The organism is Colwellia sp. F1 (assembly GCF_056238625.1).
On sequence record NZ_JBWDLI010000003.1, the window covers coordinates 38,645 to 63,238 of the forward strand.

A 24,594-nucleotide genomic window follows, 5' to 3' on the forward strand; every position below is an offset into this window, starting at 1 on the left:
GCATTAAGGTTAACACCCACTCAGTTGTAGTTAAGTTGAGTATGATTAATCGCTAATAGAATTAAATATTTTGCTAAAAGACGTTGATAAATCAATGATAACGGGTAGTTTTAATTTTCTAGCCAAATCGCTAGAAGAAATCACACCGCGAATATGGTTATGCTCGTGATCTATCACCAAACAATGCCGAACTTTGTAGTATTTTAACGCATCGATAACATCACTTACTGTTGCCTTTTTGAGTGCTTCAAAACTAAAGGCATGCAACGCAGCGCGAGCGATCATAACGTCAGACACTAATAAGTCTTCACGGGTAAAGCCCTGTGCAATTTTTGCCATAATATTTTGTTCACTCACTTCATTGCTGCTAATTACCCCAAGAAAGTTTTCCTCAGGCGTGACAACAATTTTCATATGCACGTGCTCTTTTAACATCAGTTTTATCGCATCTGTCGCTAAAGTGCTCGAGTCAATAAGCAACGGTTTATTAAGATGAAAATCCGTAAAAATACTCATTGCGGGTGAGTGCATATTAATTTCTTGTAATTGCTCGGGACTTGCAATTTTATCTATTTTGTCTATATCAATCAGTGATAGTTTTTTCATAATAACCTCAAACATTTAGTGCTGGTAAAGCCTGCCGTTAACTACTTTTAAAACACAAAGCACTCATCACTATTGCGCACTACAAGCTACGCTTAGTTATTTAATTAAATAGATAGCTTCAGACTGAATGTACAAATTATGGCCGCAAAGATAGCGTTGTTGGCAAACTATTGACAACAAAAGCATTTTTATACGGCAACGTATGAGTTACAAAATGGGTGGGGCTCTAGGGCTACTGACAAAGTGCGTTGTAGTAAAAAGTAGAATTGCTTGCGTAAATGTTCGCAGTGCCTGAAATATATGACTTTGATAAATAGGTGCGAGTATTAATAGCGAATCTGAGGGTTGATCGTTAGCTTCGCTATTATCTATTGACGATTGAACAATAACGCTGTCAAAACTTACGATATCATCAGAGTTATTAATCTCTGCAACACTACTAGCAGTTAATAAAACGAGTACAGTGAATAAAGCGATGCAGTACCGAAAAAAGGCATACCGGCATACTGAAGACTGAAGTAGCGTATATAAGTTCATCGCTTGTGACTAAGTAAACTTAGCTTTAATAGAGATTAAAAAGAAATAATACGCGATTAGTCAGCAAATTTATACTTTATTTTGCAAAATTCAACTATAAATTTACTGCTTGCTCACTCAAGAAAATAGTGCTGGTTTTGTCTAAGCATAGTGGTGAGGTCTACCACATAGTCTGCGCCACGCTCAGAATAAGGTAACAAGCCTGTTGCTAAAATTTCTGGGTGTAGAGGTTGCTCTTGTGATCTTAATTCAAACCGAATTGAACGAAAAACGCGATAAGCATTATGGGAGTTAATATTGTCAAAGTAACTCGTTACTGCTTCATTTACACTTTGAAATGCAGCGACTTCATGTTTAGCCCCTTCGTTTCTGCCATTCGGTACCATGCCGCACCCTTTTTGGTAGCACCAAATACCAAAGAAGTTAAGTCCGATTCGAGAAAATCGCGACGTTCCCCAAGCAGACTCATTAGCCGCTTGCACCAACACTAACGGCATTGGAATAATGTCTACGCGTAATAGCAGCGCATTTAACTGTGCCAAAATTGAACTGTTTTTATTAACACGGTAGCGTTTAACTAAGGCGCTTAATTCTTTATGCTCTTGCTCGGTTAAAGGCAGTTCTAAAGAAACATGCTCAAGCCACGTATTAATCTTTTGTCGCGTTGCTAATAACTGGTTATTTTTTTTTATCACAGCAGGTTTAAGGAAATTAAAAAACTTCTTCTTTTTAGCCTGTACATTAACAGTATTAGCAAAGTCAGGTAATTGCACATTGTGCAGAGGTTTTTCTGGCGCTTTAACTTTGGTTATGGCAACTTTTTTCTGCTGATTTAACGCAGTATTAGGCGATGTTTTACGTGAAACTTTATCACTTGGTAACTGCTCAAGCGTATCTTCGTCGACAGTTGGTTTTAAGAAAGTAAAAGGGGCTAACAACGCGGTGAGTAAAATTAAAAATATTACCGCATTTATTCCTAGTGAGCTTTTCATAAAGAGTCCATTATTAATTATATTTAAGCTGAAAACGTGTCATCTGAATCAGAGCTAACTTTACTTGGCGTCGTGCCATCTGAAGTCGGTTTTATACCAAGGCTTTTATTAGTTGCTAAACTAACACCAAATATTTCACGGTATATAATTCCTTTAACATTATAATAAAGGGGGGCAATAAATGAAAAACCAACCAACAAAATAATAATACCTAAGGGCGCAAAGCTTGTTTCTAGTAAAAGCGCTAAAGGAATAAACAAAACAATCATCGATATAAATAAGAATAAATAAATAAAGAACAACGACAAAAATTTAAACCGTAATGCTTGAATTGATAACGTTATTGCACGCATTGGCGTCATCTTTTTCTCAATAACTAAAGGAATAGTCAGCGATAAAGTAACGGCTAAAAAAATACCTGGCAAAACTAACAACTGAAAACCTATACTAATTAATACTGAGGTAAATAAGGCACATAACACAACCCAACTCGCGCGTTGTAAAAAAGAGAATGTCATTTTCGCATTCGTTTTTAACCCTACAGCGTGTAACACGCCCATCATTTCAACACCGCCAATAAAAGGCCATACAGCGATTGTTACAACAACTTTGAGTAACATGCTTGCTTGAGGGTCGGCTATTACCGCTTCAATCCCCCCGAGGTAACTACTTCCGATAAACGATACAAGCATGCCCAGTAATAATGAAAACAACAAACCGACGTTCATAGATATTCTTGATTTTAATGTTTGTTGCCATGCTTCTGTTAAAATGGCTTTGATATCAATTTGGTAGTCACCTTTAAGGGCACTTTCAATATTACCCCCTACTTGCACAATAGTTATCTTTTCTGGCAAAACAATGATCCTTCTATACCTTTGATTATTTATTTATTGTTATTTTCTATACCTTGCGACTAAGTTAGATAGCAGCATAAACAAATAAATGTGAGAAAATGAAACGCAGGATATTATACCCGTATATAAAACACAATGTAGATTCAACTCAGTGTTAAAAACTTAAATCACTTACAATTAATTGCACCGCAAGTAATAACAAAACGCCCCCCATGACTCTGTCTACTATATATGCTTTATCTTGTAAAAGCTGTCTGACACTAGTGTGTGTTAATACATAAGATAAAAAAATGAACCAAACTGCTGTAGCTATTGCCATGTAAAGTCCATAACTCAGTTTTATCAAAAAGGGGGTTGTCGGGATAATAACCACAGAAAACAAGCTAACAAAAAATAAAGTCGCTTTAACATTTAAACCATTAATTAAAAAGCCTGTAAAATAAGCATTTTTGGCTGAGGGTGTTATATTATTAGTAACCTTAGTGTTTTCCGTTGGAAGCTCACCAGTGCCTTTTGGTTTTTTCGCACGCAAACCATGCCAAGCAATATAGCAAAAGTAACTCGCTGCAATATATTTTAATACAGTAAATAAGCGCTCATCGCTGGCAATAATGAGCCCTATCCCCACTAATGAATAGGTTAAGTGCAATAAAATGCCCGTTGCAATACCTAAACTGGTGTAAATAGCAATACGGCGATCATATCGAATACTTTGCTTTACAATAATTGCAAAGTCAGGGCCTGGGCTTGCAACAGCAAGCAAATGTACCACAGCAATAAGTAAAAATTGTTCTGAGTAAGACATAAAAGACGCTGTTTTATTATGTTAAAGGATACTGTATGTGAATATTTTTCAATATTTGTTGAAAAAAATAGCTGCCTTTTTTATTGGCCAAAGCAATATTGTTTTCTGGTATTTTTTCCGGTTCATTATAAACAGCTAGAACTCGCGCCATACTCGCTTCACGGATAATATGAATAACTGGATAAGGTGAGCGATTGGTAAAATTACTACTGTCATCATAATCTTCACCATCAAAACAATATTCGGGATGCATGCTGGCTAATTGAAAAATGCCTTCAAAGCCAGACTGAACTAATAAGTCATTGCCATAGTCAACTAATTCTAAATAATGTTCAAACCGACGAAAGCCCTCATTATAAATGATCAATGTTGTTTCTATTTTCTCGTGTTCTTGTAAATAACGGCACTGTTCAATGAGTTCATGTAAGGCAGTTTTCACCTGGTCATCACAAGAAACATGATAATGAATCGTGTTATTGACAAATTCCTTTTTCGCAAAGGGACAAAAATTGAGGCCAATGATGACCTCTGCTAACCATTGTTTAGTCGCCTTTATTTCATTGGGAAGCTGGTCACTTGAGATCTTGTCTTGGTTTATTTTACTAAGGGGCATAAGTTAGTTAACATCACTAGAAGCATAAAGGCGTAGTTTATCCTGAATAGTAGCTAATTTATATGGTATTTACTTATTATCAAGCCTGTTAGTCTGATAATAACTTGATTAATACGAGCTCGCTAAACAATGCCTACTGCTGATAAAGGTTAATGCAAATAATGGTTAATGATTTTCTCAAAGTCCGCTTCTTGTTTAAACTCAGCTAAGGCTGCTTTAAACTCCGTTACTACTATTTTAGGCGTATTAAGGCTAAAAGCCATGTACAATTTATCAGTAGCAAAACAATATTCTTCCTTAACAATATTATTAACTTGATACCCGCGGTTACGAATAAGCTGCGCTAAAAATATTTTAGGACTGGCAATTAAGTCAATTCGGCCCGCTAACAACATTGAAAAATTACCGGTCATTGATACTGTGAGTCTCATTTTCTCTTTAGTTGCTACCCCGCGGGTAATTAAACTTTCAGCTAAACGTCCTTGCAGGTGTGTAGTTATTGTATATTTTTTAAAATCTTCAAGTGAATTAATTTTTATGTTGGTGTTACTCTTGAGTGAAAAAATACAAGCTTGTATTGGAACAATACTACCCACCCACTGAAATAAAGATTCTCTTTCTTCTGAGCGAGCCAATGAGTATATTAAAGTGTTTTTTTGTTCTAATGCCATTTTATAAGCGCGAGGCCAAGGGTAAACTTGGATGTTTGCGGTATAGTCAAGTTTATCAAATACCGCGCGTACAACGTCGGTACTCGCCCCTACCAACTTCCCTTCTTTTAGGTAGCTATACGGGCTAAACTCCTCAGTTACTACTTGAATATTTTTTATATTGCTACTGTCTCCATGCTGGTTTTGTATTTCACTACCGACAGATGAAAAAGAAAAAAAGTAAAAATAAAAATAAACGGCACATAAAATAATAAAGCGCAGTCTACCTTGTGGTGTATTAAACAGAGCGTAATTAATTGTCATAATTAAAGTATAGCCATTATTTTATTTAATGGACTGTTGTAGTTGCCACATTTTACAATATTGTCCTTGTAAAGTAAGTAATTCTTGATGGCTGCCCTGCTCTATTATTTCACCTTCGCTCATCACAATAATAGTATCACTATCAACAATGGTCGATAACCTATGTGCAATTACTACGCTTGTTCTATTTTTCGTGACTTCATTAATTGCCGTTAAAATAGCTTGTTCTGATTGACTATCTAGTGATGAAGTAGCTTCATCAAAAACCAATATATGTGGATTTTTTAAAATGGTGCGTGCAATCGCAACACGCTGTTTTTCACCGCCAGACAGTTTTAAGCCTCGCTCACCCACTTTGGTGTCTATTCCTTCAGGTAAGCTATTTATAAACTTAGTTAAATGCGCTAATTCTATTGCATGCATTACTTGTGCTGTACTTGCTTTAGGGTTGCCATAATGGACATTGGCGAATAGGGTATCGTTAAACAATACGGTATCTTGTGGCACTATACCAATATGTTGGCGTAACGAGTGTTGCGTTAACTGACTGATATTTTGCTGATCGATACAAATACTCCCTGAGCTAACATCGTAAAAGCGAAATAATAACTTCACTAAAGTTGATTTTCCTGAACCGCTTTCACCGACAATAGCTACTTTGTCACCCCCCTTTATGGTAAAGCTAACCCCTTTAATGATTGGGCGCTCTGAACTGTAGGCAAAATGAATATTATTTACGTTAATCGCTGCCTGGCTGACAATTAACTCAGTTGCTCGTGCGTGATCTTGCACCTTAGGTGTCTTATCTAACAAACCAAATAAGTTTTCAATATTGGCAAGCGAGCCTTTAATTTCCCGATAAACAAAGCCCAAAAAATTAAGTGGCATAAAAAGCTGCATCATAAACGCATTGATTAAAACAAAATCACCAAGGGTCATTATGCCTTCACTTACATGTACCGCAGCCAGTGCTAACATAGCTGTCATTGCTAACGCGATAATAATTGCTTGCCCGCCATTTAAGGCAAATAATGACAAGCGATTTTTTATTTTTGCCTGTTCCCATGTACTTAGCTGTTGATCATACGCCTGTGCTTCATAGTCTTCGTTGGTAAAATATTTTACAGTTTCATAATTTAGTAAACTTTCAATAGCACGAGTATTACTCGATGAATCAGCTTTATTAACCGCCCTAACATAGCGCGTTCTTAATTCAGTTGCATAAACTGAATAAGCAATATAGATAACAATTGAGCCGAATGTTATTAAAGCAAACCAAAGGCCATAATTAATAAATAAAATAGTAACTACCATGACTATTTCAAGCAAGGTGGGAACAATATTAAACACCATAAAGCGCATTAAAAAACTAATACCTGAAGTGCCGCGTTCAATATCACGAGAAAGCCCGCCCGTTTGACGGTTTAAATGGAAATCTAAATCAAGCTGATGTAAATGACGAAAAACATTTAAACCAATACGGCGTATGGCTCGCTCGGTAACTCGGCCAAACAAAGTGTCACGAATTTCAGCAAAAAGCACAATAGACAAGCGCACTAAACCATAAGCCAGCACTAAACCAATAGGCACAACTAATGGTTGTATAGTATCTGGAGCATTGGTATCTAAGGTATCAACAATATCTTTTAAGATAAAAGGCAGGTAAACACTGGCAATTTTTGTTAATACTAAACAGCAAAAAGCGAAAGCAATACGCTTTTTAAACTCAAATAAATAAGGGAGTATCAGTTTAAAAGCCTTCCAGTTTAACGTGGTGACTTCTTGTTCCGTGTAGCTTGAGCGACGCATAATTCACTAATTGCAATGGGAGTTGCGACTATTCTATGTTAATTATCGCTGTTTATCACTTGCTATAGCATCGAAATTTTACCAAATAAGAAACCATGATTAATCGCTTGAGCGAATAATAGATATTGTCTAAAATAAGTCACTTTTTTATTATTTAGGTTATTAACATGAGCGACACAAAATCGTTACCTACTTTACCCGACCGGCTTTCAGGTAACCCACGTAGCCCATACCATGTGGAAGAAGTTTTTGAGCATAATATTGGCATTCGATTAAACGGTAAAGAGCGTAATGATGTTGAAGAATACTGTATTAGTGAAGGTTGGATTAAAATTGCTGCGCCTAAAGCGTTAGACCGACGAGGACAACCGCTGCTAATAAAGTTAAAAGGAGCTGTAGAAGCGTTTTATAAATAATACCAGCTCGCTCTTATTTTACGCTTTTTATGCGTAAACAGTACAGCTGTTATGGTAATGTCAGCCCAAGTTTAGCTCTTTAATCTGTCACTAAGCTTGGGTTGTAGAACAAAAAATTGACAGCTTGAGCTTAGCTTTCTTGCTTGTTTAACCTTCCCTCAAAGGATAAAAATGATCCGACCTACCAAGGAAGAAATAAATACCCTACCACTTTATGTTGGCCTTGGCCTAAATGATATTACCATCATTGAAAATGAACGTGATGCTGCACAAGCGTTAACTGTGTTAACAACAGCAACTTGTCTTGGTTTTGATACCGAAAGTAAGCCACTTTTTCAAAAAGATGAAGTTAATTTAGGACCAACGTTAATACAACTTGCCACTGAGTTTAAGGCCTATTTGTTTCCAACTCAATTTCCGGTTGCCGTTGCTGCCGCGAGGCAAATACTCGCCAATGATAATATAAGAAAAGTCGGTTTTGGTATTAAAGGCGATAACAAAGCACTACGCAACAAGCTCAATATTTCAATTGCCAATATTGAAGATTTATCGCTTACTTTACAGCGCTTAACGGGTGATAAAAATAGTATTGGTGCTCGTGCTGCAGTGGCCATGGTGCTTAATTATCGCTTGGGTAAAGGCGCACAAAAATCAAACTGGGCTGCCTACCCACTAAGACAGAGCCAAATTTTATACGCGGCGAATGATGCTCACGCAGCTATTTGTGTTGCTCAAGCATTACAAATTGGGAAAAGCGAAAGGTTGACATGATAACTCAACCCTTAGGACAACGATAAAGTAACCCAAGACAAACAAAGCGCATTGCTAAGTGAATGGCAGTGGTAGCTTTATGAAGAAATACAGCAAACAAGACTTTATTTCTTGTTTGCTCTCGCCTTAGTATATAGAGCTGTATAAAGCCCTTAGTCAAATCATCTATATACGCCAGTTAAGCCTTCTTTAAATAGGCTGTCACAAGTACGATACGGGTACCATTCACTTTACCTTCAATATGCTCTGGGTTGTCGGTTAATGTAATGCCACGCACTAAAGTACCTTGTTTTGCCGTAAAATTAGCGCCTTTAACTTTTAAGTCTTTAATCAGGGTAACATCATCACCATCTTGTAGGTCTGTACCGTTGCTGTCGCGGGTTGGTCCTTCACGTTGCTCGGCAGCAATACCTTGCTCTGCCCAAGTTTTTACTTCATCTTCCATATACATCATGTCAAGCGCATCTTGCGCCCAACTTTCCGATGACAACTTGTGGAGCATACGGTAAGACATTACTTGTACAGCAGGCTCTTGGCTCCACATACTGTCATTTAAACAACGCCAGTGGTTTATGTCTAACGGGTTTTCACCGTCAATTTGACTTTGGCATGTTTGACAAATATACACACATTGTTGTGCGCTTAAATCACTGGTTGGGGGTACAGGGTAAACCACAAGGTTATTGGTTGATGTACAAAGTTCGCAACTGTTATTGCTGCGTTGCTTTAATGCATTTTCATTAGGCATACTATTTCCTACTATTAATCCTATGCTCATTTATGAGTGATAAATTGCGATAAACTATGTTTAACTTTTTGCCCTGCTATTATACCTTATATTTTTATTTATTTTGTAAAAATACCTATACTCTGCTGGCCATTAAATATCAGCGCCAACTATAGACAAAGCGTAATAGCAATGATAAAAACCCTGACAATAATATTATTATAAGGCAAACCTATGTCAGTCTTGGCACCCAAAAATAAAAACATCTTTTTAAGCAAGCTACATTCCCTAGGATTAGTATCACAAATCATTATTGCGATACTATTAGGGACAGTGCTTGCGGTACTAGCTCCAGAAATGGCTAAATCTTTTTCTCTGCTTGGTAGTTTATTTGTTAATGCACTGAAAGCCGTCGCGCCAATATTGGTGTTAGTCTTGGTGACCGCAAGCATCGCCAACCAAAAAATAAATAGCGATGCCAAGTTAAAGCCAATTATAGGTTTATATTTACTCGGCACTTTTTGCGCTGCTTTTGTGGCAGTCATATTAAGTTTTCTATTTCCAACCTCATTAACTTTAGATATTGCTGGCGCAAGCGCAAACCCACCGCAAGGTTTAGGGGAAGTGTTAACAACCTTAGCGTTTAAAATAGTAGAGAACCCTGTTAGTGCGGTTGCCAATGGTAATTTTATTGCGCTTTTAGCATGGGGGCTTGGTTTAGGCTTTTCGCTTAAACATGCAAGTGAACAAACTAAAACCACCGTACATGATTTTAGCGAAGCGATTGCCAGTATTGTCCGTCTTGTTATACGGTTTGCTCCTATTGGGATTTTTGGTTTAGTGGCTAACACCATTGCTACTACGGGCTTTTCTGCACTTGCAGAGTACAGCCACCTTGTTGCGGTTTTAATTGGCGCAATGTTAATTATAGCCTTGGTGGTCAACCCGCTGATCACCTTTTTGATTATTAAGAAAAACCCTTATCCGTTAATATTTGTTTGTTTAAAAGAGTCTGGTATTACTGCATTTTTCACGCGTAGCTCGGCAGCTAATATTCCTGTGAATATGGCGCTTTGTAAAAAACTGGCGCTACACGAAGATACTTATTCTGTTTCAATTCCTTTAGGGGCAACCATTAACATGGCTGGCGCGGCTATCACAATTACCGTGTTAACACTTGCGGCGGCTAACAGTTTACAGATTACTGTGGATTTTGGTACGGCAATATTATTGTCAGTTGTTGCTTCAGTATCAGCTTGTGGTGCATCAGGCGTTGCCGGTGGCTCATTATTATTAATCCCACTGGCTTGTGGTTTATTTGGCATTAATAATGATATTGCTATGCAAGTTGTCGCTATTGGTTTTATTATTGGTGTTGTACAAGACTCGGCCGAAACGGCACTTAACAGTTCAACCGATGTTGTGTTTTCTGCTGCTGCTTCACATCATTTAATGAAATAATCGTGTCGGTTTAGCAAGTTAGATGTGGGAATAAGATTGCAAGTGACAACGATTGGCTGCCTAGTGTCTGTCATGGTGACTTGAAACTTATGCTGCTTCTCTATTTACGCCTGCCACACTAGTAGTCGTGGCTCTGTATCTTGGGGAAGAAATGCTTGGCACACAAAGTAGCCGATTGCCGCCACTAACGTGTCATCGTAATATAAAAAAGGGATACGTTTTCGTTGCCAAACGGGGATATCTAGCTCTTGCAGTATTTTTTTTAAGCTGCGTGAATGGTGCCGGTAGTCAGGCAAACATTTTGGGTTAGTGTGCGTAAAGCGTATCGATACGGCTTGATGTGCTTGCGGTAACACAATAGTATGCGAGTTTTTATGGGTATTCGGTGCCATGGTGTGCTCAATATATAGCGTGCCTAAATGGTCGGGCAAGATGACTTTCGACTTTTTATTGTGCTCAAGTTCTGGCAACACAAGCGAAGCATGCCAATGGCTAATATCATGATACGCGGTAGTTAAGAATAGCCCCCCTTTATGACGACGTAGGTAATGTTCTCCCACTTTAACAGCGGGGTTTTTATCGTTGTCGGCATTGAGTTGTCGATAAAGTTGCGCTAATTGTTCCGTGCTTGGCATTAAACAATTATGTTGTGCTAAAAAATAGCGAATTAGGTTATTAAAGCGTTGTTGAGATAAGCTTGCAAGGTCTTTTACAATTAAGCTTTTCTCTTTAAGTTGGCACCGTTTTAAATCCTCTGTGGCTAATTCATCAAGCAATAATTGTCCTTCTCGGCAATGCTCGCTACTGCGGTTAATAGTGCTGACGATACTAGGCCAGCGTTTCGTTAATAATGGCAGAATATCATTACGGAGAAAGTTTCTATCATAACGAGAATCATTATTTGACTCGTCTTCCACCCAAGCTAAATTATTAGCGATCGCATAATCAACAATGCTAGCACGGGAGATGTTAAGCAGTGGGCGTACTAATACATCTTTACCATATTTTGCTTGCAACGACATAGCTGACAAGCCCTTTAAGCCTGAGCCTCGTTTTAAGGCCAGTAAAAAGGTTTCGGCTTGATCATCGCCATGGTGTCCGGTAATAATTAATGAGCTTTCAGGGTAAACCGTTTGTAAAGCGTTATACCTTGCATTACGTGCCAACGCTTCTAGCGATTGTTGTGCTTTTGGCTGAATATTTACCCGACAGACAGTAAGAGGAAGGTTAAGCTCAAGGCAAGCTTGCTGTGCGAATGCTTCCCAAGTGCTAGCATTATTACTTAAGCCATGATTAACATGGCAAACTGTAATAGGGTTAGCAATTCGTTTTTTTTGCTTGAGTAATGCGAGGGCTTGCAATAATACTTGCGAGTCAACACCTCCGCTGTAAGCAATAACCAAAGGTAAAGTTGGCTGTTGACTAATCGCACTAAGCAGTGCTGACTCGATAGAATGCATATAAAGAGGTGCTGTATTGACGTGTGGTGTTTTAGCAATAACCAAATGACATTAATTTATCATAACGCTTTTCAATTAAGTCGGCTTTATCTAAAAGATCTAACTCGGCTAAATCACTTTTAAGCGCTTGCTTTAACATTGCACCCATTTCATCCATATCTCGATGCGCGCCGCCTAGTGGCTCTTCAATAACGCTGTCGATCAAGTCTAATTCTTTAATACGTTTTGCGGTAATTCCCATGGCTTCTGCGGCAGTAGGTGCTTTTTCAGCTGTTTTCCACAAAATAGAGGCACACCCTTCGGGTGAAATTACTGAATAAGTAGAGTATTTTAACATGTTAACTTTATCACCAACACCGATAGCTAATGCACCACCTGAACCACCTTCACCGATAACAGTACAAATTATTGGCACCGATAAGCGCGCCATTACTTTTAAATTAGTAGCAATAGCTTCACTTTGCCCACGCTCTTCTGCGCCAATACCAGGATAAGCACCCGGAGTGTCAATGAAAGTAATAATTGGCATATTAAAGCGCTCTGCCATTTTCATTAAACGTAGTGCTTTACGGTAACCTTCTGGGCGAGGCATGCCAAAATTACGCTTTACTTTTTCTGTTGTAGAACGGCCCTTCTCATGGCCAATAACCATCACAGCTCGGCCATCTAAACGCGCAGTTCCGCCAACAATAGCTTTGTCGTCGGCATAGGCTCTATCACCTGCTAACTCATCAAACTCAGTAAAGATTCTAGGTAAATAATCTAAAGTATGAGGGCGCTGTGGATGGCGAGCAATGCGTGCTGTTTGCCAAGGGTCTAAATTAGCAAAAATTTTCTTGGTTTGTTCTTTGTTTCGTTCACGTAGTTGAGTGATTTTTTCTTCTAAATCAAGATCTAATTCTTGCCCTGTATTAATCAGTTCAAGCTCATCTATTTTTGCATCGAGTTCGGCAATGGGTTGTTCAAAATCTAAAAAATTTAATGACATATGCTGCTTTGCACCTAAAAATGGTCTTCATTTTCTTCTATTACCGACATTATAATCGATAACTCTTAATTAGTTACTTTAAATAGTATTTTAATGACTTATTTAAAGGTAGTGCTTTAAATATTAACTTAAAAGCTCGCCTTTTAAAATGTTACCTTTAAAAACTTTTCCTATTGGCGTAAGAACCTAAGATTATACACGCTTAACTATTAGTACGTCTGTAGGCAAATAAAAGTCATTATACTATTTAAACTGTAAAGTGACGCACTCTTCACCTAACAACTCTTTTAAGTCGTGTAATAGTGTATCTGTTGGCGATACTCGCCATTGTACTCCAAGTTCTAACATGCCGCGAGCTTCTTCTCGTTGGTAAAATACTCTCACTGGACAAGTACCTTCTTTATGTGGCGTGAGAACTTGAGTAAATTGTTCAATAAAACCATGCCCTAACTTGGCTTTATTCACTTGAAGGTCAAGTGAAGTAACATAGTTTTCCCGAGCATCGGCTATGGTCATAATATCTCGGGCGGTCATTGTATTACCTCCAGAGTAATCATCAAAGCTGACCTGTCCGCTACAAACTAAAATCGCATCTGTTTCCAACAGCTCTGAAAATTTGTCATAGTCATCAGGGAATAAGCGAATATCCATACGTGCACTTTTATCATCAAGGGTTACCAATGCCCAGCGACGACCTCGTTTGTTAACCATCACCCGCACACCAAGTACTAAGCCCACTGCTATCGCTTGTTTGTCTCGCCCTGTTGGTTGCATATTAACTAACCGACCAGTAGCGTATTTTTTAATTTCTGTTAAGTAGCGGTTAATTGGATGTCCGGTTAAATACAGCCCTAATGTTTCTTTTTCACCATCAAGCCACACTTCTTCTGGCCATTTTTTTACTTCTTTAAATGTTTGGCGACTGTCGGCTTCTTCGTCATTGATTAATCCAAAAAGGTCATTTTGCCCTAACGACTCGGCTTTAGCATGTTGCTCTGCGGCTTTAATTGCCTCTGGCAAGGTTGCAAATAAAGCAGCGCGATGCGGTAAGTTTTTGCCATCACTACTTAATTTATAAGTCGGACCAAGTGCGTCCATTGCCCCAGCTTTTATTAGTTTTTCTAAGACTCGTTTATTGGTTTTCTTTAAGTCTAAGCGCGCGCAAAAATCAAATAAGTCTCTAAAGGGGCCACCTGCTTGACGGGCGGCAATGATTGCTTCAATGGGGCCTTCACCAACACCTTTAACTGCGCCAATACCATAGACAATTTGGTTGTTATCATTGACTGTAAACTTATATTGACCAGCGTTCACGTCTGGCGGAAGTAAATCAATTTTCATATTGTTACATTCATCGACTAACGTAACAATTTTTTCAGTGTTGTCCATGTCTGCTGACATAACTGCTGCCATAAAGGGCGCAGGATAATGGGCTTTCATCCATAATGTTTGATAAGACACTAGCGCGTAGGCAGCAGAGTGTGATTTATTAAAACCGTAGCCAGCAAATTTTTCTACTAAGTCAAAAATTTTAATGGCTAATTCACCGTTAATACCTCGGTTTATTGCCCCTTGTTCAAAACCCGCCCGTTGCTTTGCCATTTCTTCTGGTTTTTTCTTTCCCATAGCACGGCGAAGCATGTCTGCTTCGCCTAAGGAGTACCCGGCAAGTACTTGTGCTATTTGCATGACTTGTTCTTGGTATAAAATTATACCGTAAGTTGGCTCTAATACTGGCTTTAAGTCTTCATGCTGCCAGGTTGAGTCGGGGTAACTGACTTCTTCACGGCCATGTTTACGCTCTATAAAGTTATCAACCATGCCTGATTGTAATGGCCCTGGGCGAAATAAGGCAACTAATGCAATAATATCTTCAAAGCAATCAGGTTTAAGTTTATCAATGAGCGATTTCATACCGCTTGACTCTAACTGAAACACTGCCGTAGTTTGAGAAGACAGTAACAAGTTAAAGCTGGCTTTATCTGCCAAATCTATTTTAGTAATATCAATGGCCTGTTGGCCAGATTTCAATAGCTTTTCATCGGCAATTTCAATAGCCCACTGCAAAATAGTGAGCGTTCTTAGCCCTAAGAAGTCAAACTTAACTAAACCAGCATCTTCTACGTCATTTTTGTCAAACTGTGTGACCGGGTTTTTACCTTCTTCATCGCAGTAAAGAGGCGCAAAATCAGTGATGGTGGTAGGGGAAATAACCACTCCCCCCGCATGTTTACCTGCATTTCGCGTCGTTCCTTCTAATATTCGACACATATCAATCAGGTCTTTTACGTCACTATCTTGAGCATAAACCTCAGGTAATTTAGGTTCTTCTTCAAATGCTTTCGCTAAAGTCATCCCTGGCGTTGCAGGGATAAGTTTCGATATTCGGTCAACAAACCCATACGGGTGACCTAACACTCGTCCTACATCACGAATTACCGCTTTTGCGGCCATAGTACCAAAGGTGATTATTTGTGATACGGCATCTCGACCATAGAGCTCAGCCACGTGTTCGATAACTTCGTCTCGCCTGTCCATGCAAAAGTCAATGTCAAAGTCGGGCATAGAAACACGTTCAGGGTTAAGGAAACGCTCAAAGAGTAAGTCATATTCTAGCGGGTCTAAATCGGTAATATCTAACGCATAAGCAACTAAAGATCCCGCACCAGATCCCCTGCCTGGTCCAACGGGTATATTATTGTCTTTACTCCATTGAATAAACTCCATTACTATTAAGAAATAGCCAGGAAATCCCATGTTATTAACAACTTCAAGTTCTACCGCTAAACGTTCATCATAAGGCTTTCGAACTTCGCTAAAGTTATCAGCATTGGTATCAAACAGTTGCTTTAGGCGTTTTTCAAGCCCTTCTTGTGATACTTTAATAAAGTAGTCATTGATGGGCATTCCCTGAGTAGGAAAATCGGGTAATACGTATTCACCTAAGGTAACGGTGACATTGCAGCGTTTGGCTATTTCTACTGTATTTGCAAGGGCTTCTGGTATATCACTAAAAAGCGCAGCCATTTCTGATGCTGAACGTAAATATTGCTGTTCGCTGTAGCGTTTTGGGCGGCGCTTATCATCTAAGGTATAACCATCGTGAATAGCAACACGAATTTCGTGGGCGTCAAAATCTTCGGGGGAAAGAAACACGACTTCGTTAGTAGCAACAACCGGCAAGTTAAAGTATGTTGCCAGCTCAACAGCAAGATGAAGATAGTTTTCTTCATCAGTTCGGCCAGTACGTATTAGTTCTAGATAAAAGCTGTCGTGAAAATGTTGTTGATAAAAACTCACCATTTGCTTGACTAAGGTGTTATTGCCTTTTAGTAACGCTTTACCTATATCGCCTTCTCTACCACCCGATAAAAGTAATAGCCCTTGTTTAAACTCTACTAACCATTGTTTGTTTATAACCGCTTTATTTTGCACATGGCCACGTAAATAAGCCTTAGAGATTAATTCGGTTAAGTTCTTATAACCCACATTATCAGTGGCAAGTACCACCAGGCGAAAAAGCTCACTGCCTAGTTCATCACTTTGTACCCAAAAATCACAACCAATAATAGGTTTTATACCTGCACCGTGGGCTGCATGATAATACTTGACTAAGCCACAAAGGTTGGTTTGATCGGTTAACGCAATTGCGGGCATATTGTGCTCTGCCGCTTTTGCAATAATAGGCTTAACTTTTTTCAGCCCATCACACATTGAGTAATCACTGTGTACACGCAAATGAATAAAGCTTGGCTCAGTTACCGTGAGTTCTGTTGTTATCACTTCAGCCACGTCATCACTCATGTAAACGACCTAAGACTCTAGCCACGGGTTTAAAGCTTTGTCGATAACAAGGCAATACGCCATGTTCAATTATTTTTTCTAGGTGTAGCTTGGTTGGATACCCTTTATGCTGGGCAAAGCCATATTGTGGATGAAGTGTATCAAGGGCAATCATTTCATTGTCACGAGCAACCTTAGCTAATATCGACGCTGCACTTATTTCTAGCACACGATCATCACCTTTAACAACCGCTTGGCTAGCGATATTGCCTTGCTCAGTAACAAAGGTTGGTGTACGGTTACCGTCAACTAGAACATAATCTGGGGTCACTGTTAAACCTTGTACCGCTCGTTGCATCGCTAGCATGGTGGCATGAAGGATATTTAAGGTGTCTATTTCTTCAGGAGTAGCACGGCCAATGGACCAAGCAACGGCCTTTTCTTTTATTTCATCACTTAGTATGGCGCGTTTATTTTCAGATAACTTCTTGGAGTCTTTTAACCCCTCAATTGGGCTGTCGGGATCTAAAATAACCGCGGCAGTGACAACATCTCCAACCAATGGGCCTCGACCCACTTCGTCCACACCCGCAATACAATAAGCAATAGGGTATTCAAACTCAGGAATAATAATTTTATTGGCCATGATAAATCTTACTTAATTAATGAGCGCTATTTGAAGGGGTCAACAAGTTAATGACTGCATTAGCGGCTTGTTTACTGGCATCGCACTTCAATTGTTGGTGTATAGCGTTAAAGGTATCGTTTAACTGCGATTGGTCTTGATATAAGCGCGCTTTAACTAATGGCACTATCTGTGCTGGACAAACATCATCTTGCAGCAGCTCAGGCACTAAAGCTTGGTTAGCTAATAAGTTAGGTAAAGAGAACCACTGTAATTTTACCAACCATTTTGCGAGTAAGTGTGTAAGAAAGTTAAATTTATAACAAATAACCATTGGCCTTTTAATTAAGGCGGCTTCTAGAGTAACTGTGCCTGAAGCCGTTAATAAACAATCGCTCGCTGCCATCACTGTTTGTGTTTGTTCTATAACCAACACCACCTTCAAATCTGGTGCGAGTTGCTCTTTCATTGCGTTAAATTGCGCTGCACGCTTTTCGCTGATCATGGGGGCAATAAAAAGTAAGTTTTCGTCTTCTTGTTGTAATTGCAGTGCACTTTGAAAAAAAGGAGCTAATAATCGGGATAATTCACCTCCTCGGCTACCGGGCATTAACGCTAATATTTTATTATTAAGGGGAAGGTTAAGCGCCATTCTAGCTTGGGTTTTATCACTGGTCATTGGAATATCATCTGCCAAAGGGTGACCAACAAAGGTACAAGGTACTTGATGTTTGTCATAGAAGGCTTTTTCAAAAGGTAATAACGATAGTACCATATCTGTCGCTTTTGCTATTTTAAAAACTCTATTTTCACGCCATGCCCAAACGGATGGACTTACATAATGCACAGTTTTTATCCCTTGCTGCTTTAAGCGCAGTTCTAAACCAATGTTAAAGTCGGGTGCATCAATACCAATAAACACAGCGGGTTTGTGCTCAGTAAAATAGTTAACAAGTGATTTTCTTACTTCAAATAAGCGTCTAATACGCCCAAGTACCTCAACAATTCCCATCACTGCTAATTCTTCCATGGCAAATAAACTTTCAAAACCAAGTTTTTCCATTTTAGCACCGCCAATGCCAATAAATTTAGCATGAGGATAGTGTGTTGTTAAGGCTACCATTAAGCCCGCACCTAAGGTGTCGCCTGAGTGTTCACCAACAACGATGGCGAAGGTTGGTGTGGTCATTGTTGAAGCTGATAAGTTATGTTCAGGTGTAGCAGGAAGTGTCACGGTTTGGATCCTAGGTTATAGGTCCTAGAGCTTAGGTACTAAGACCTAGATTACAACCTAGTGTTTAGTGCCTAATGTCTAGCGCCTCACTGTCTAACGAATAATACCACGGGTAGAGTTTTTAATAGAATCGGTAAAAAGTTCAAGCGCAGATGACGGCGAACCTTGCTCAGAAATAGCTTGTAATGCCTGGTCAACCGATTGTTTTTTACGATATATTTCTTTATATGCACGTTTAATTGATAAGATGGTATCACTTGTAAAGCCACGACGTTTTAATCCTTCACTATTTAAGCCAAATGGTTTAGCTGGGTGCCCTGACGCCATCACATAAGCAGGGACATCTTTTAAGACAATAGCATTAGCAGCAATAAAACTGTGTGCACCGACATGACAAAATTGATGAACACCTGACATGCCACCTAGAATAACGTGGTCACCTAGGTGTACATGCCCTGCAATTGAAGCATTATTAGCCATAATACAATGATTACCTACCATGCAATCGTGTGCTATATGGGTATAAGCCATAAATAAATTATTACTCCCAATTTGGGTTAAACTATTATCTTGTAGTGTGCCACGATGAATAGTACAACACTCGCGAAAGGTATTATTATCACCAATAATAAGTTCTGTCGGCTCGCCTGCGTATTTTAAGTCTTGGCAATCTTCCCCAATACTAGCAAATTGAAAAATACGATTACCCTGGCCGAGCTTAGTGGGGCCATTAATCACTACATGCGAGCTAATATGACAGTTATCGCCAATGGTTACATTGCTTGCTATATGAGTCCAAGGGCCAATAGTAACATTTTTACCAATAACTGCGCCTGGCTCAATAATCGCTTGTGGATGAATCATAAGATCTCTGTTATTTGTTTTCTAAAATTATATATTGAAAGGAGTACTTGCTAAAAACTGTGTGTTTTAGTTTATAGTTTTCTTTTGGCGCACATAAGTTCAGCAGAGCATACTACTTTGCCATCAACTTTAGCCTCACCATAAAACTTCCACATACCGCGACGCTCTTTAATAAATTCAACATGAAGGTGTAGAGTATCGCCAGGTAAAACAGGTTGTTTAAAACGTGCTTTGTCAATGGAGGCAAATAAATACATTTCGTTTTTCTCACGCCCTTCACTGCTTTTAAAACCCAAGATGCCTGTCGCTTGTGCTAGCGCTTCTAAAATCAGCACGCCCGGAAATATAGCCGCGTCTGGAAAGTGACCAGTAAAAACTGGCTCGTTAATGGTAACATTTTTTATCGCGTGTAAGCTTTTAAGAGGCTCATGATCAACAACTTTGTCAACCAGTAACATGGGGTATCTATGAGGGATCAACTCTTTAATTTCATTTAGTGATATCGGTTTTGCTTTTCTATCTAAATCAAAAGTGTCCAATTCATTATTCCTTTCAGTGACTTGTGCTAATGGTTAATTGCGTTAAACACAAGAGTTTGCGAATACTGCTTTTACAGCTATTATTTTTATAACATTGAAGTAATGCTATTATTACGGTTTACATTATCAATTATTTTTCTTTGAGCGCATTTTCTAATTGCTTTATGCGCTCAGTTAAACGCTCTAACCGGTTAAGACGTGCATTGGTTTTGTGCCATTCTTTATTTGGCATTGCTGGCATACCTGACGAGTACACACCTGGTTTTTTAATTTCTTTAGTTACCATTGCCATACCTGTAAAAACACAGTTATCTGCAATAGTAATATGCCCATTAATACCAACAAGTCCTGCAATAGTGCAGTTTTTGCCAATTGTAGTGCTTCCGGCAATAACACTACAGGCTGCCATCGCGGTATTTTCACCAACAATAACATTATGCGCTATTTGAATTTGATTATCGAGAATAACACCATCTTTAATGATAGTATCTTCAAGTGCACCCCGATCTATTGTTGTGCTAGCTCCTATTTCAACGCGGTTACCAATAATTACACTGCCGAGCTGAGGTATTTTATGCCATTTATATTGACCTTCAACAGGGGCATAGCCAAAACCGTCTGAGCCAATAACCGTATTTGCTTGAATTAGACAGCCTTCACCAATAATAACTTCATGATAAACACTAACATTTGCCCAAAGGCGTGTGCCCTTGCCTATTGAAGTGTTTTTACCAATAAAGCACCCTGCACCAATACTTACATTATCAGCAAGGGTAACCCCTGATTCAATGACAGCATTAGCACCAATGTTAACATTTAGCCCTAAACTAACATCATTAGCAATGACCGCACTCGCGTGCGTTCCGTTCGCTACCTGCGGTGTACTATCGAGTAGATTAGCCAGCATTGCATAACCCATATATGGGTTGTCCATCACTAACGCATTTACCGGACATTGTTCGAGCATGCTCGGGGAAAGGATGACAGCACTTGCCTGCGTATTAGCCAGTTGTGAAATGTATTTTTTATTAGCTAAAAAAGCGACATCTCCTGGCTTCGCATTGACAAGTGTAGCTAAGCTATTAATCTCAGAGTCTGCTGAACATATCACCTTGCCACTAGTGACTTTTTTATTTATCACTAATTCAGCTTGAATGTGTTTTGCTATATCACTAAGCGTGTAAACCATGAGTTACTTAAGCTTACTTACTTTTTCTACTACCGTTGCAGTAATATCTGTCGATGGTTTTGAGTAAACAACCGTTTGCTTTGAAAGTACTAAGTCGTATTCTTCTTTAGCTGCAATGTTATCAACCGCTTGTGTCACAAGCGCTAATAGTTTGTTGGTTTCTTCGTTTCTGCGTTGAGAAACCTTTTGTTGAAACTCTTGTACTCTAACTTGGTATTGTTGATATAAATCACCCATTTTTGTTTGTAATTCTGTTTTCTCTTTTTCACTCATTAATGAGCCATTACGTTTTAAATTTTCATCTTCAAACGCTAAATCTTTTTGCAATTGTTCAATCGCTGCTTTTTCGTCTTTAAACTCTGTTTCTAGTGTTTGCATTAACACTGCTGCTTGAGGGATTTGACTGATCGCTTCTTGCACATTCACTACTGCAATTTTTTGCTCAAAAGCCATTGCACTGCTTGCCAATAATAACGTTGATGCCGTTGCTGTGATCGCCATAGATTTAATAAATTTTTTCAATGTGTTTTCCTCTTATTTTTTATACTTAGATTTAGAATATTGTTTGGCTTAACCGTTAGTTTAACGACCAAGCCGCTGTGCCTATTAGACCATACTTAAACCTTATTTACTGCTTTGTAATTATTTGTATAAGCCATGGTTGATTAAGTCGTTAAAAAAAATACTTTATAATAAATATTAAAACGTTTTGCCAATATTAAAGCTAAAGAATGAGGTGTCGTCGTCTTCAGCTTCTTTAATTGTTCTGGCAAAGTTAAAAATCATCGGCCCCATAGGTGATAACCACTGAATCGATAAACCACCAGAAGCACGATAACGGCCAACATCAGAATAGTCCGCCAGTTTTTCTAATTCAACTGGTGCTAAATCTTGGTAATCTGCCATATCAAACTCTGTGTCCCAAACATTCCCCACATCAATGAAGAAACTTGTGCGGACACTATTTGAGAAACCTTCATCAACAAAGGGGGTCGGTACGATTAACTCAACCCCGCCAATTGCAATTGCATTACCCCCTACACTACGCGGTGTTGCATAGACATAATCATGATCAGGCCCTAGGCAACAAGCACTCCCACCTATTGTGTTAGGTGTACCACCAACAGCTGTTGGGTAGCGATATACAGCTCTTGGGCCAACGGTATTGCTTTCAAAACCTCGCAAGGTGTCTGAACCACCCGCTCTAAAGTTTTCCCAAAAAGGGAGTAATTGGTCATTACCACGTATATCACCATAACCGTTACCATAACCTAACTGCAAACGAGTAAGTACTGTCCAACGTTGATTGCGTGTTAAAGGGAAGTAAAACTTACTATCAAAGTTAACTTTGAAATATTGCACATCAGAAGAGTTTGGCGTAGTCATTTTAAATGAAAACATTTGTGACGAGCCAGCCGTTGGGAAGGTTCCTCGGTTTAACGTTGAACGTGAAATATTGGCGTTAACATCATAGTTTTTAAATGCTAGCGCTGCATCAGGGTCATTAGGATCTGAATGTAAGTCATAAAAGGTTTGTATTTGCTCGTAAGTTTCTAATGACGTTATTTCATTATTTTTAAAACCGACACCAAAGCCAACACGAACATATTCATTAATTGGGAAACCCCAGTTCAGACCAATGCCATAAGTTTTATTGTTGTACTCAACTAAGTTAGCTTGCCCTGCATCAAAGGCTTGGTAAAATATTTGTCCACCTAATGAAATAGCATCAACCGTAAAGTATGGATCAGTGAACGAGATATTCGCACTTTTAGAGTATTTGTTGGTATTAACCCCAAAGCCTAAGCGGTTACCAGTGCCCAAAAAGTTATTTTGTTGTATGCCAGCATTTAAACTTAAATTGGTCGAATCGCCGTAACCAATACCCGCAGTAAATGAACCAGATGGTTGCTCTTTAACACTAAAGTCTACATTGACTAAATCATCCTCACCGGCAATTTGATTAGTTTCAAAGTCAACAGTTTCCATATAAGGTAAGCGAGACAAACGTGCTTTAGAGTGCTCAACCATACTGTTTGATAGCCAAGCTCCTTCCATTTGTCTTAGCTCTCGGCGCAATACTCTGTCAGCCGTAACATGATTACCTGTAAAGTTGATTTGATTTACGTAAATACGTTTACCCGGATCGATTGAAATAGAGAGTTTAACCGTATGATCTTCGTCATTGATATCTGGAATAGTAGTCACTTTAGGGTAAGCATAACCAAAACGACCAAGAAACTTGCTAATTACTTCTTCGGTGTACGTTACCTCTGCGCCATTATAAAGGTTATTGACTCGTAATGGGTTTATTGCTCTGATCGTTTGTTCAAAGCCCGCCATATCACCAATAAAGTCGACTTCACTGATAGTATAGGTCTCACCTTCAGTCACATTTAAAGCAATGTATACAGATTTTTTATCCGGTGTCATTGACACTTGCGTTGAGTCCACATTAAAACGAAGGTAACCACGGTCTAAATAGAAACTATTTATTGTTTCCATATCGCCTTGTAAGGTCTGCTTTTGGTACCTGTCTTGTGCCATAAAGTTCCACCATGGCGAATCAAAGGTCAGCTCTATTCTTTCAAGCACTTGTGCGTCAGTAAAAACTTCATTACCAATCAGATTAATTTGTTTAATCGCGGCAGCATCACCTTCAGTGAATTTAAACTCTAAATTTACTCTGTTACGCGGTAAGTGCGTAACAGTAGTGGTAACATTTGCGTTATATTTACCTACACTATGATAAAAATCTTCTAGCCCTGTTTCAATACCGGAAATAACCGTGCGATCTAATGTTTCACCAACACGTATATTACTGCCATCAAGACTTTCCGTTAACTGTTCGTCTTTTAAATCACTGTTGCCGTCGAAAGTAATCGCACTGATCGTTTCACGCTCTCTAACGCGATATATAATGCGGTTACCGTCACGATAGACGCGTATATCGTTAAAGTGACCCGACTTATATAAAGACTTAATTGACTGAGATACCCTAAATTTATTTAAGGTATCACCAACATTAAAAGGAATATGAGTTAACGCTGCGCCTAAAGCAACACGTTGTAAGCCTTTTACTTCGATATCTTCAACCTGAAACTCTTCGGCTGCTTGTGCTGTTGTACCTAAAGCGCCTAATAACACGGCAAAGGCTAGTTTTTTAATTATCATAAATGCTTACTTTTATTACTTCTTTTAATTTCAATACTTAGGCTTAAAATTAAATTAAAAACCTACAATTAACTATTTTTCTATAATGCCCGATTTATTACAAAAACCTAGGCTGTTGCAATAAACTATACCTTCTGCCCTAACACACGGCTAAAGTCGTTAAATAACGC

The 24,594-nt window shown here is 38.8% G+C and carries 22 protein-coding genes; 3 read left to right on the forward strand and 19 right to left on the reverse strand.

Annotated elements, in window-relative coordinates:
- Nucleotides 1–45: 45 nt before the first annotated feature.
- From AC0UA9_RS03240 to AC0UA9_RS03275, 8 genes are all read right to left on the reverse strand, one after another.
- Nucleotides 46–606 carry a CBS domain-containing protein gene (locus AC0UA9_RS03240; RefSeq protein WP_475656978.1) on the reverse strand — a complete coding sequence of 187 codons (561 nt, stop codon included), beginning with the start codon at nucleotides 604–606 and terminating at the stop codon, nucleotides 46–48.
- A gap of 207 nt (nucleotides 607–813) precedes the next feature.
- Entirely contained in the window at nucleotides 814–1,143 is a 330-nt protein-coding gene (locus AC0UA9_RS03245) for a hypothetical protein (RefSeq protein WP_475656981.1), read from the reverse strand.
- A 113-nt stretch (nucleotides 1,144–1,256) separates the two neighbouring features.
- The gene (locus AC0UA9_RS03250) at nucleotides 1,257–2,135 is read right to left on the reverse strand and encodes a glucosaminidase domain-containing protein (RefSeq protein WP_475656983.1); all 879 of its coding nucleotides are present in this window, start codon (nucleotides 2,133–2,135) and stop codon (nucleotides 1,257–1,259) included.
- 23 nt (nucleotides 2,136–2,158) lie between these two features.
- On the reverse strand, nucleotides 2,159–2,992 hold the full coding sequence (locus AC0UA9_RS03255) for a hypothetical protein (RefSeq protein ID WP_475656988.1): 834 nt from the start codon (nucleotides 2,990–2,992) through the stop codon (nucleotides 2,159–2,161).
- A 154-nt stretch (nucleotides 2,993–3,146) separates the two neighbouring features.
- Complete coding sequence (locus AC0UA9_RS03260) at nucleotides 3,147–3,797, reverse strand: LysE family translocator (protein WP_475656990.1); 651 nt, start codon at nucleotides 3,795–3,797, stop codon at nucleotides 3,147–3,149.
- Between the two features lie 16 nt (nucleotides 3,798–3,813).
- On the reverse strand, nucleotides 3,814–4,410 hold the full coding sequence (locus AC0UA9_RS03265; protein ID WP_475656993.1) for a DUF1415 domain-containing protein: 597 nt from the start codon (nucleotides 4,408–4,410) through the stop codon (nucleotides 3,814–3,816).
- A gap of 149 nt (nucleotides 4,411–4,559) precedes the next feature.
- Complete coding sequence (locus AC0UA9_RS03270) at nucleotides 4,560–5,384, reverse strand: substrate-binding periplasmic protein (RefSeq protein ID WP_475656996.1); 825 nt, start codon at nucleotides 5,382–5,384, stop codon at nucleotides 4,560–4,562.
- A gap of 21 nt (nucleotides 5,385–5,405) precedes the next feature.
- Nucleotides 5,406–7,193, reverse strand: coding sequence for an ABCB family ABC transporter ATP-binding protein/permease (locus tag AC0UA9_RS03275; RefSeq protein WP_475656999.1), 1,788 nt, complete (start codon nucleotides 7,191–7,193; stop codon nucleotides 5,406–5,408).
- 167 nt (nucleotides 7,194–7,360) lie between these two features.
- Between AC0UA9_RS03275 and AC0UA9_RS03280 the strand changes: the two genes are divergently transcribed.
- Together AC0UA9_RS03280 and AC0UA9_RS03285 are read left to right on the forward strand one after the other, a co-directional pair.
- The gene (locus AC0UA9_RS03280) at nucleotides 7,361–7,609 is read left to right on the forward strand and encodes a DUF3297 family protein (RefSeq protein WP_475657003.1); all 249 of its coding nucleotides are present in this window, start codon (nucleotides 7,361–7,363) and stop codon (nucleotides 7,607–7,609) included.
- A gap of 171 nt (nucleotides 7,610–7,780) precedes the next feature.
- On the forward strand, nucleotides 7,781–8,380 hold the full coding sequence (locus tag AC0UA9_RS03285; RefSeq protein WP_475657005.1) for a 3'-5' exonuclease: 600 nt from the start codon (nucleotides 7,781–7,783) through the stop codon (nucleotides 8,378–8,380).
- 178 nt (nucleotides 8,381–8,558) lie between these two features.
- On the opposite strand, the gene AC0UA9_RS03290 is transcribed toward AC0UA9_RS03285, so the two are convergent.
- The gene (locus tag AC0UA9_RS03290) at nucleotides 8,559–9,128 is read right to left on the reverse strand and encodes a PhnA domain-containing protein (RefSeq protein ID WP_475657007.1); all 570 of its coding nucleotides are present in this window, start codon (nucleotides 9,126–9,128) and stop codon (nucleotides 8,559–8,561) included.
- Nucleotides 9,129–9,341: 213 nt separating this feature from the next.
- On the opposite strand from AC0UA9_RS03290, the gene sstT reads away from it, so the two are divergent.
- Nucleotides 9,342–10,568, forward strand: a complete 1,227-nt coding sequence (gene sstT, locus AC0UA9_RS03295) for a serine/threonine transporter SstT (RefSeq protein WP_475657010.1) — start codon at nucleotides 9,342–9,344, stop codon at nucleotides 10,566–10,568.
- 104 nt (nucleotides 10,569–10,672) lie between these two features.
- Here the strand turns inward: sstT and tilS are convergent, their stop codons facing one another.
- From tilS to bamA, 10 genes are all read right to left on the reverse strand, one after another.
- A complete protein-coding gene (tilS, locus tag AC0UA9_RS03300) occupies nucleotides 10,673–12,028 on the reverse strand; it encodes a tRNA lysidine(34) synthetase TilS (protein ID WP_475657014.1) in 1,356 nt (451 codons plus the stop codon).
- 31 nt (nucleotides 12,029–12,059) lie between these two features.
- A complete protein-coding gene (accA, locus tag AC0UA9_RS03305) occupies nucleotides 12,060–13,016 on the reverse strand; it encodes an acetyl-CoA carboxylase carboxyl transferase subunit alpha (protein ID WP_475657015.1) in 957 nt (318 codons plus the stop codon).
- A 243-nt stretch (nucleotides 13,017–13,259) separates the two neighbouring features.
- The gene (gene dnaE / locus AC0UA9_RS03310; RefSeq protein WP_475657018.1) at nucleotides 13,260–16,820 is read right to left on the reverse strand and encodes a DNA polymerase III subunit alpha; all 3,561 of its coding nucleotides are present in this window, start codon (nucleotides 16,818–16,820) and stop codon (nucleotides 13,260–13,262) included.
- The gene (rnhB, locus tag AC0UA9_RS03315) at nucleotides 16,813–17,445 is read right to left on the reverse strand and encodes a ribonuclease HII (protein WP_475657020.1); all 633 of its coding nucleotides are present in this window, start codon (nucleotides 17,443–17,445) and stop codon (nucleotides 16,813–16,815) included. The genes dnaE and rnhB overlap by 8 nt, the downstream gene beginning before the upstream one ends.
- Before the next feature lie 16 nt (nucleotides 17,446–17,461).
- Nucleotides 17,462–18,613, reverse strand: a complete 1,152-nt coding sequence (gene lpxB / locus AC0UA9_RS03320; protein WP_475657560.1) for a lipid-A-disaccharide synthase — start codon at nucleotides 18,611–18,613, stop codon at nucleotides 17,462–17,464.
- Between the two features lie 138 nt (nucleotides 18,614–18,751).
- Nucleotides 18,752–19,522, reverse strand: coding sequence for an acyl-ACP--UDP-N-acetylglucosamine O-acyltransferase (gene lpxA / locus AC0UA9_RS03325; protein ID WP_475657022.1), 771 nt, complete (start codon nucleotides 19,520–19,522; stop codon nucleotides 18,752–18,754).
- A 71-nt stretch (nucleotides 19,523–19,593) separates the two neighbouring features.
- The gene (fabZ, locus tag AC0UA9_RS03330; RefSeq protein ID WP_475657562.1) at nucleotides 19,594–20,025 is read right to left on the reverse strand and encodes a 3-hydroxyacyl-ACP dehydratase FabZ; all 432 of its coding nucleotides are present in this window, start codon (nucleotides 20,023–20,025) and stop codon (nucleotides 19,594–19,596) included.
- 166 nt (nucleotides 20,026–20,191) lie between these two features.
- Entirely contained in the window at nucleotides 20,192–21,250 is a 1,059-nt protein-coding gene (lpxD, locus tag AC0UA9_RS03335; protein WP_475657024.1) for a UDP-3-O-(3-hydroxymyristoyl)glucosamine N-acyltransferase, read from the reverse strand.
- 3 nt (nucleotides 21,251–21,253) lie between these two features.
- Entirely contained in the window at nucleotides 21,254–21,772 is a 519-nt protein-coding gene (locus AC0UA9_RS03340; RefSeq protein WP_475657026.1) for an OmpH/Skp family outer membrane protein, read from the reverse strand.
- 177 nt (nucleotides 21,773–21,949) lie between these two features.
- Complete coding sequence (gene bamA, locus AC0UA9_RS03345; protein ID WP_475657028.1) at nucleotides 21,950–24,424, reverse strand: outer membrane protein assembly factor BamA; 2,475 nt, start codon at nucleotides 24,422–24,424, stop codon at nucleotides 21,950–21,952.
- Nucleotides 24,425–24,594: the final 170 nt, after the last annotated feature.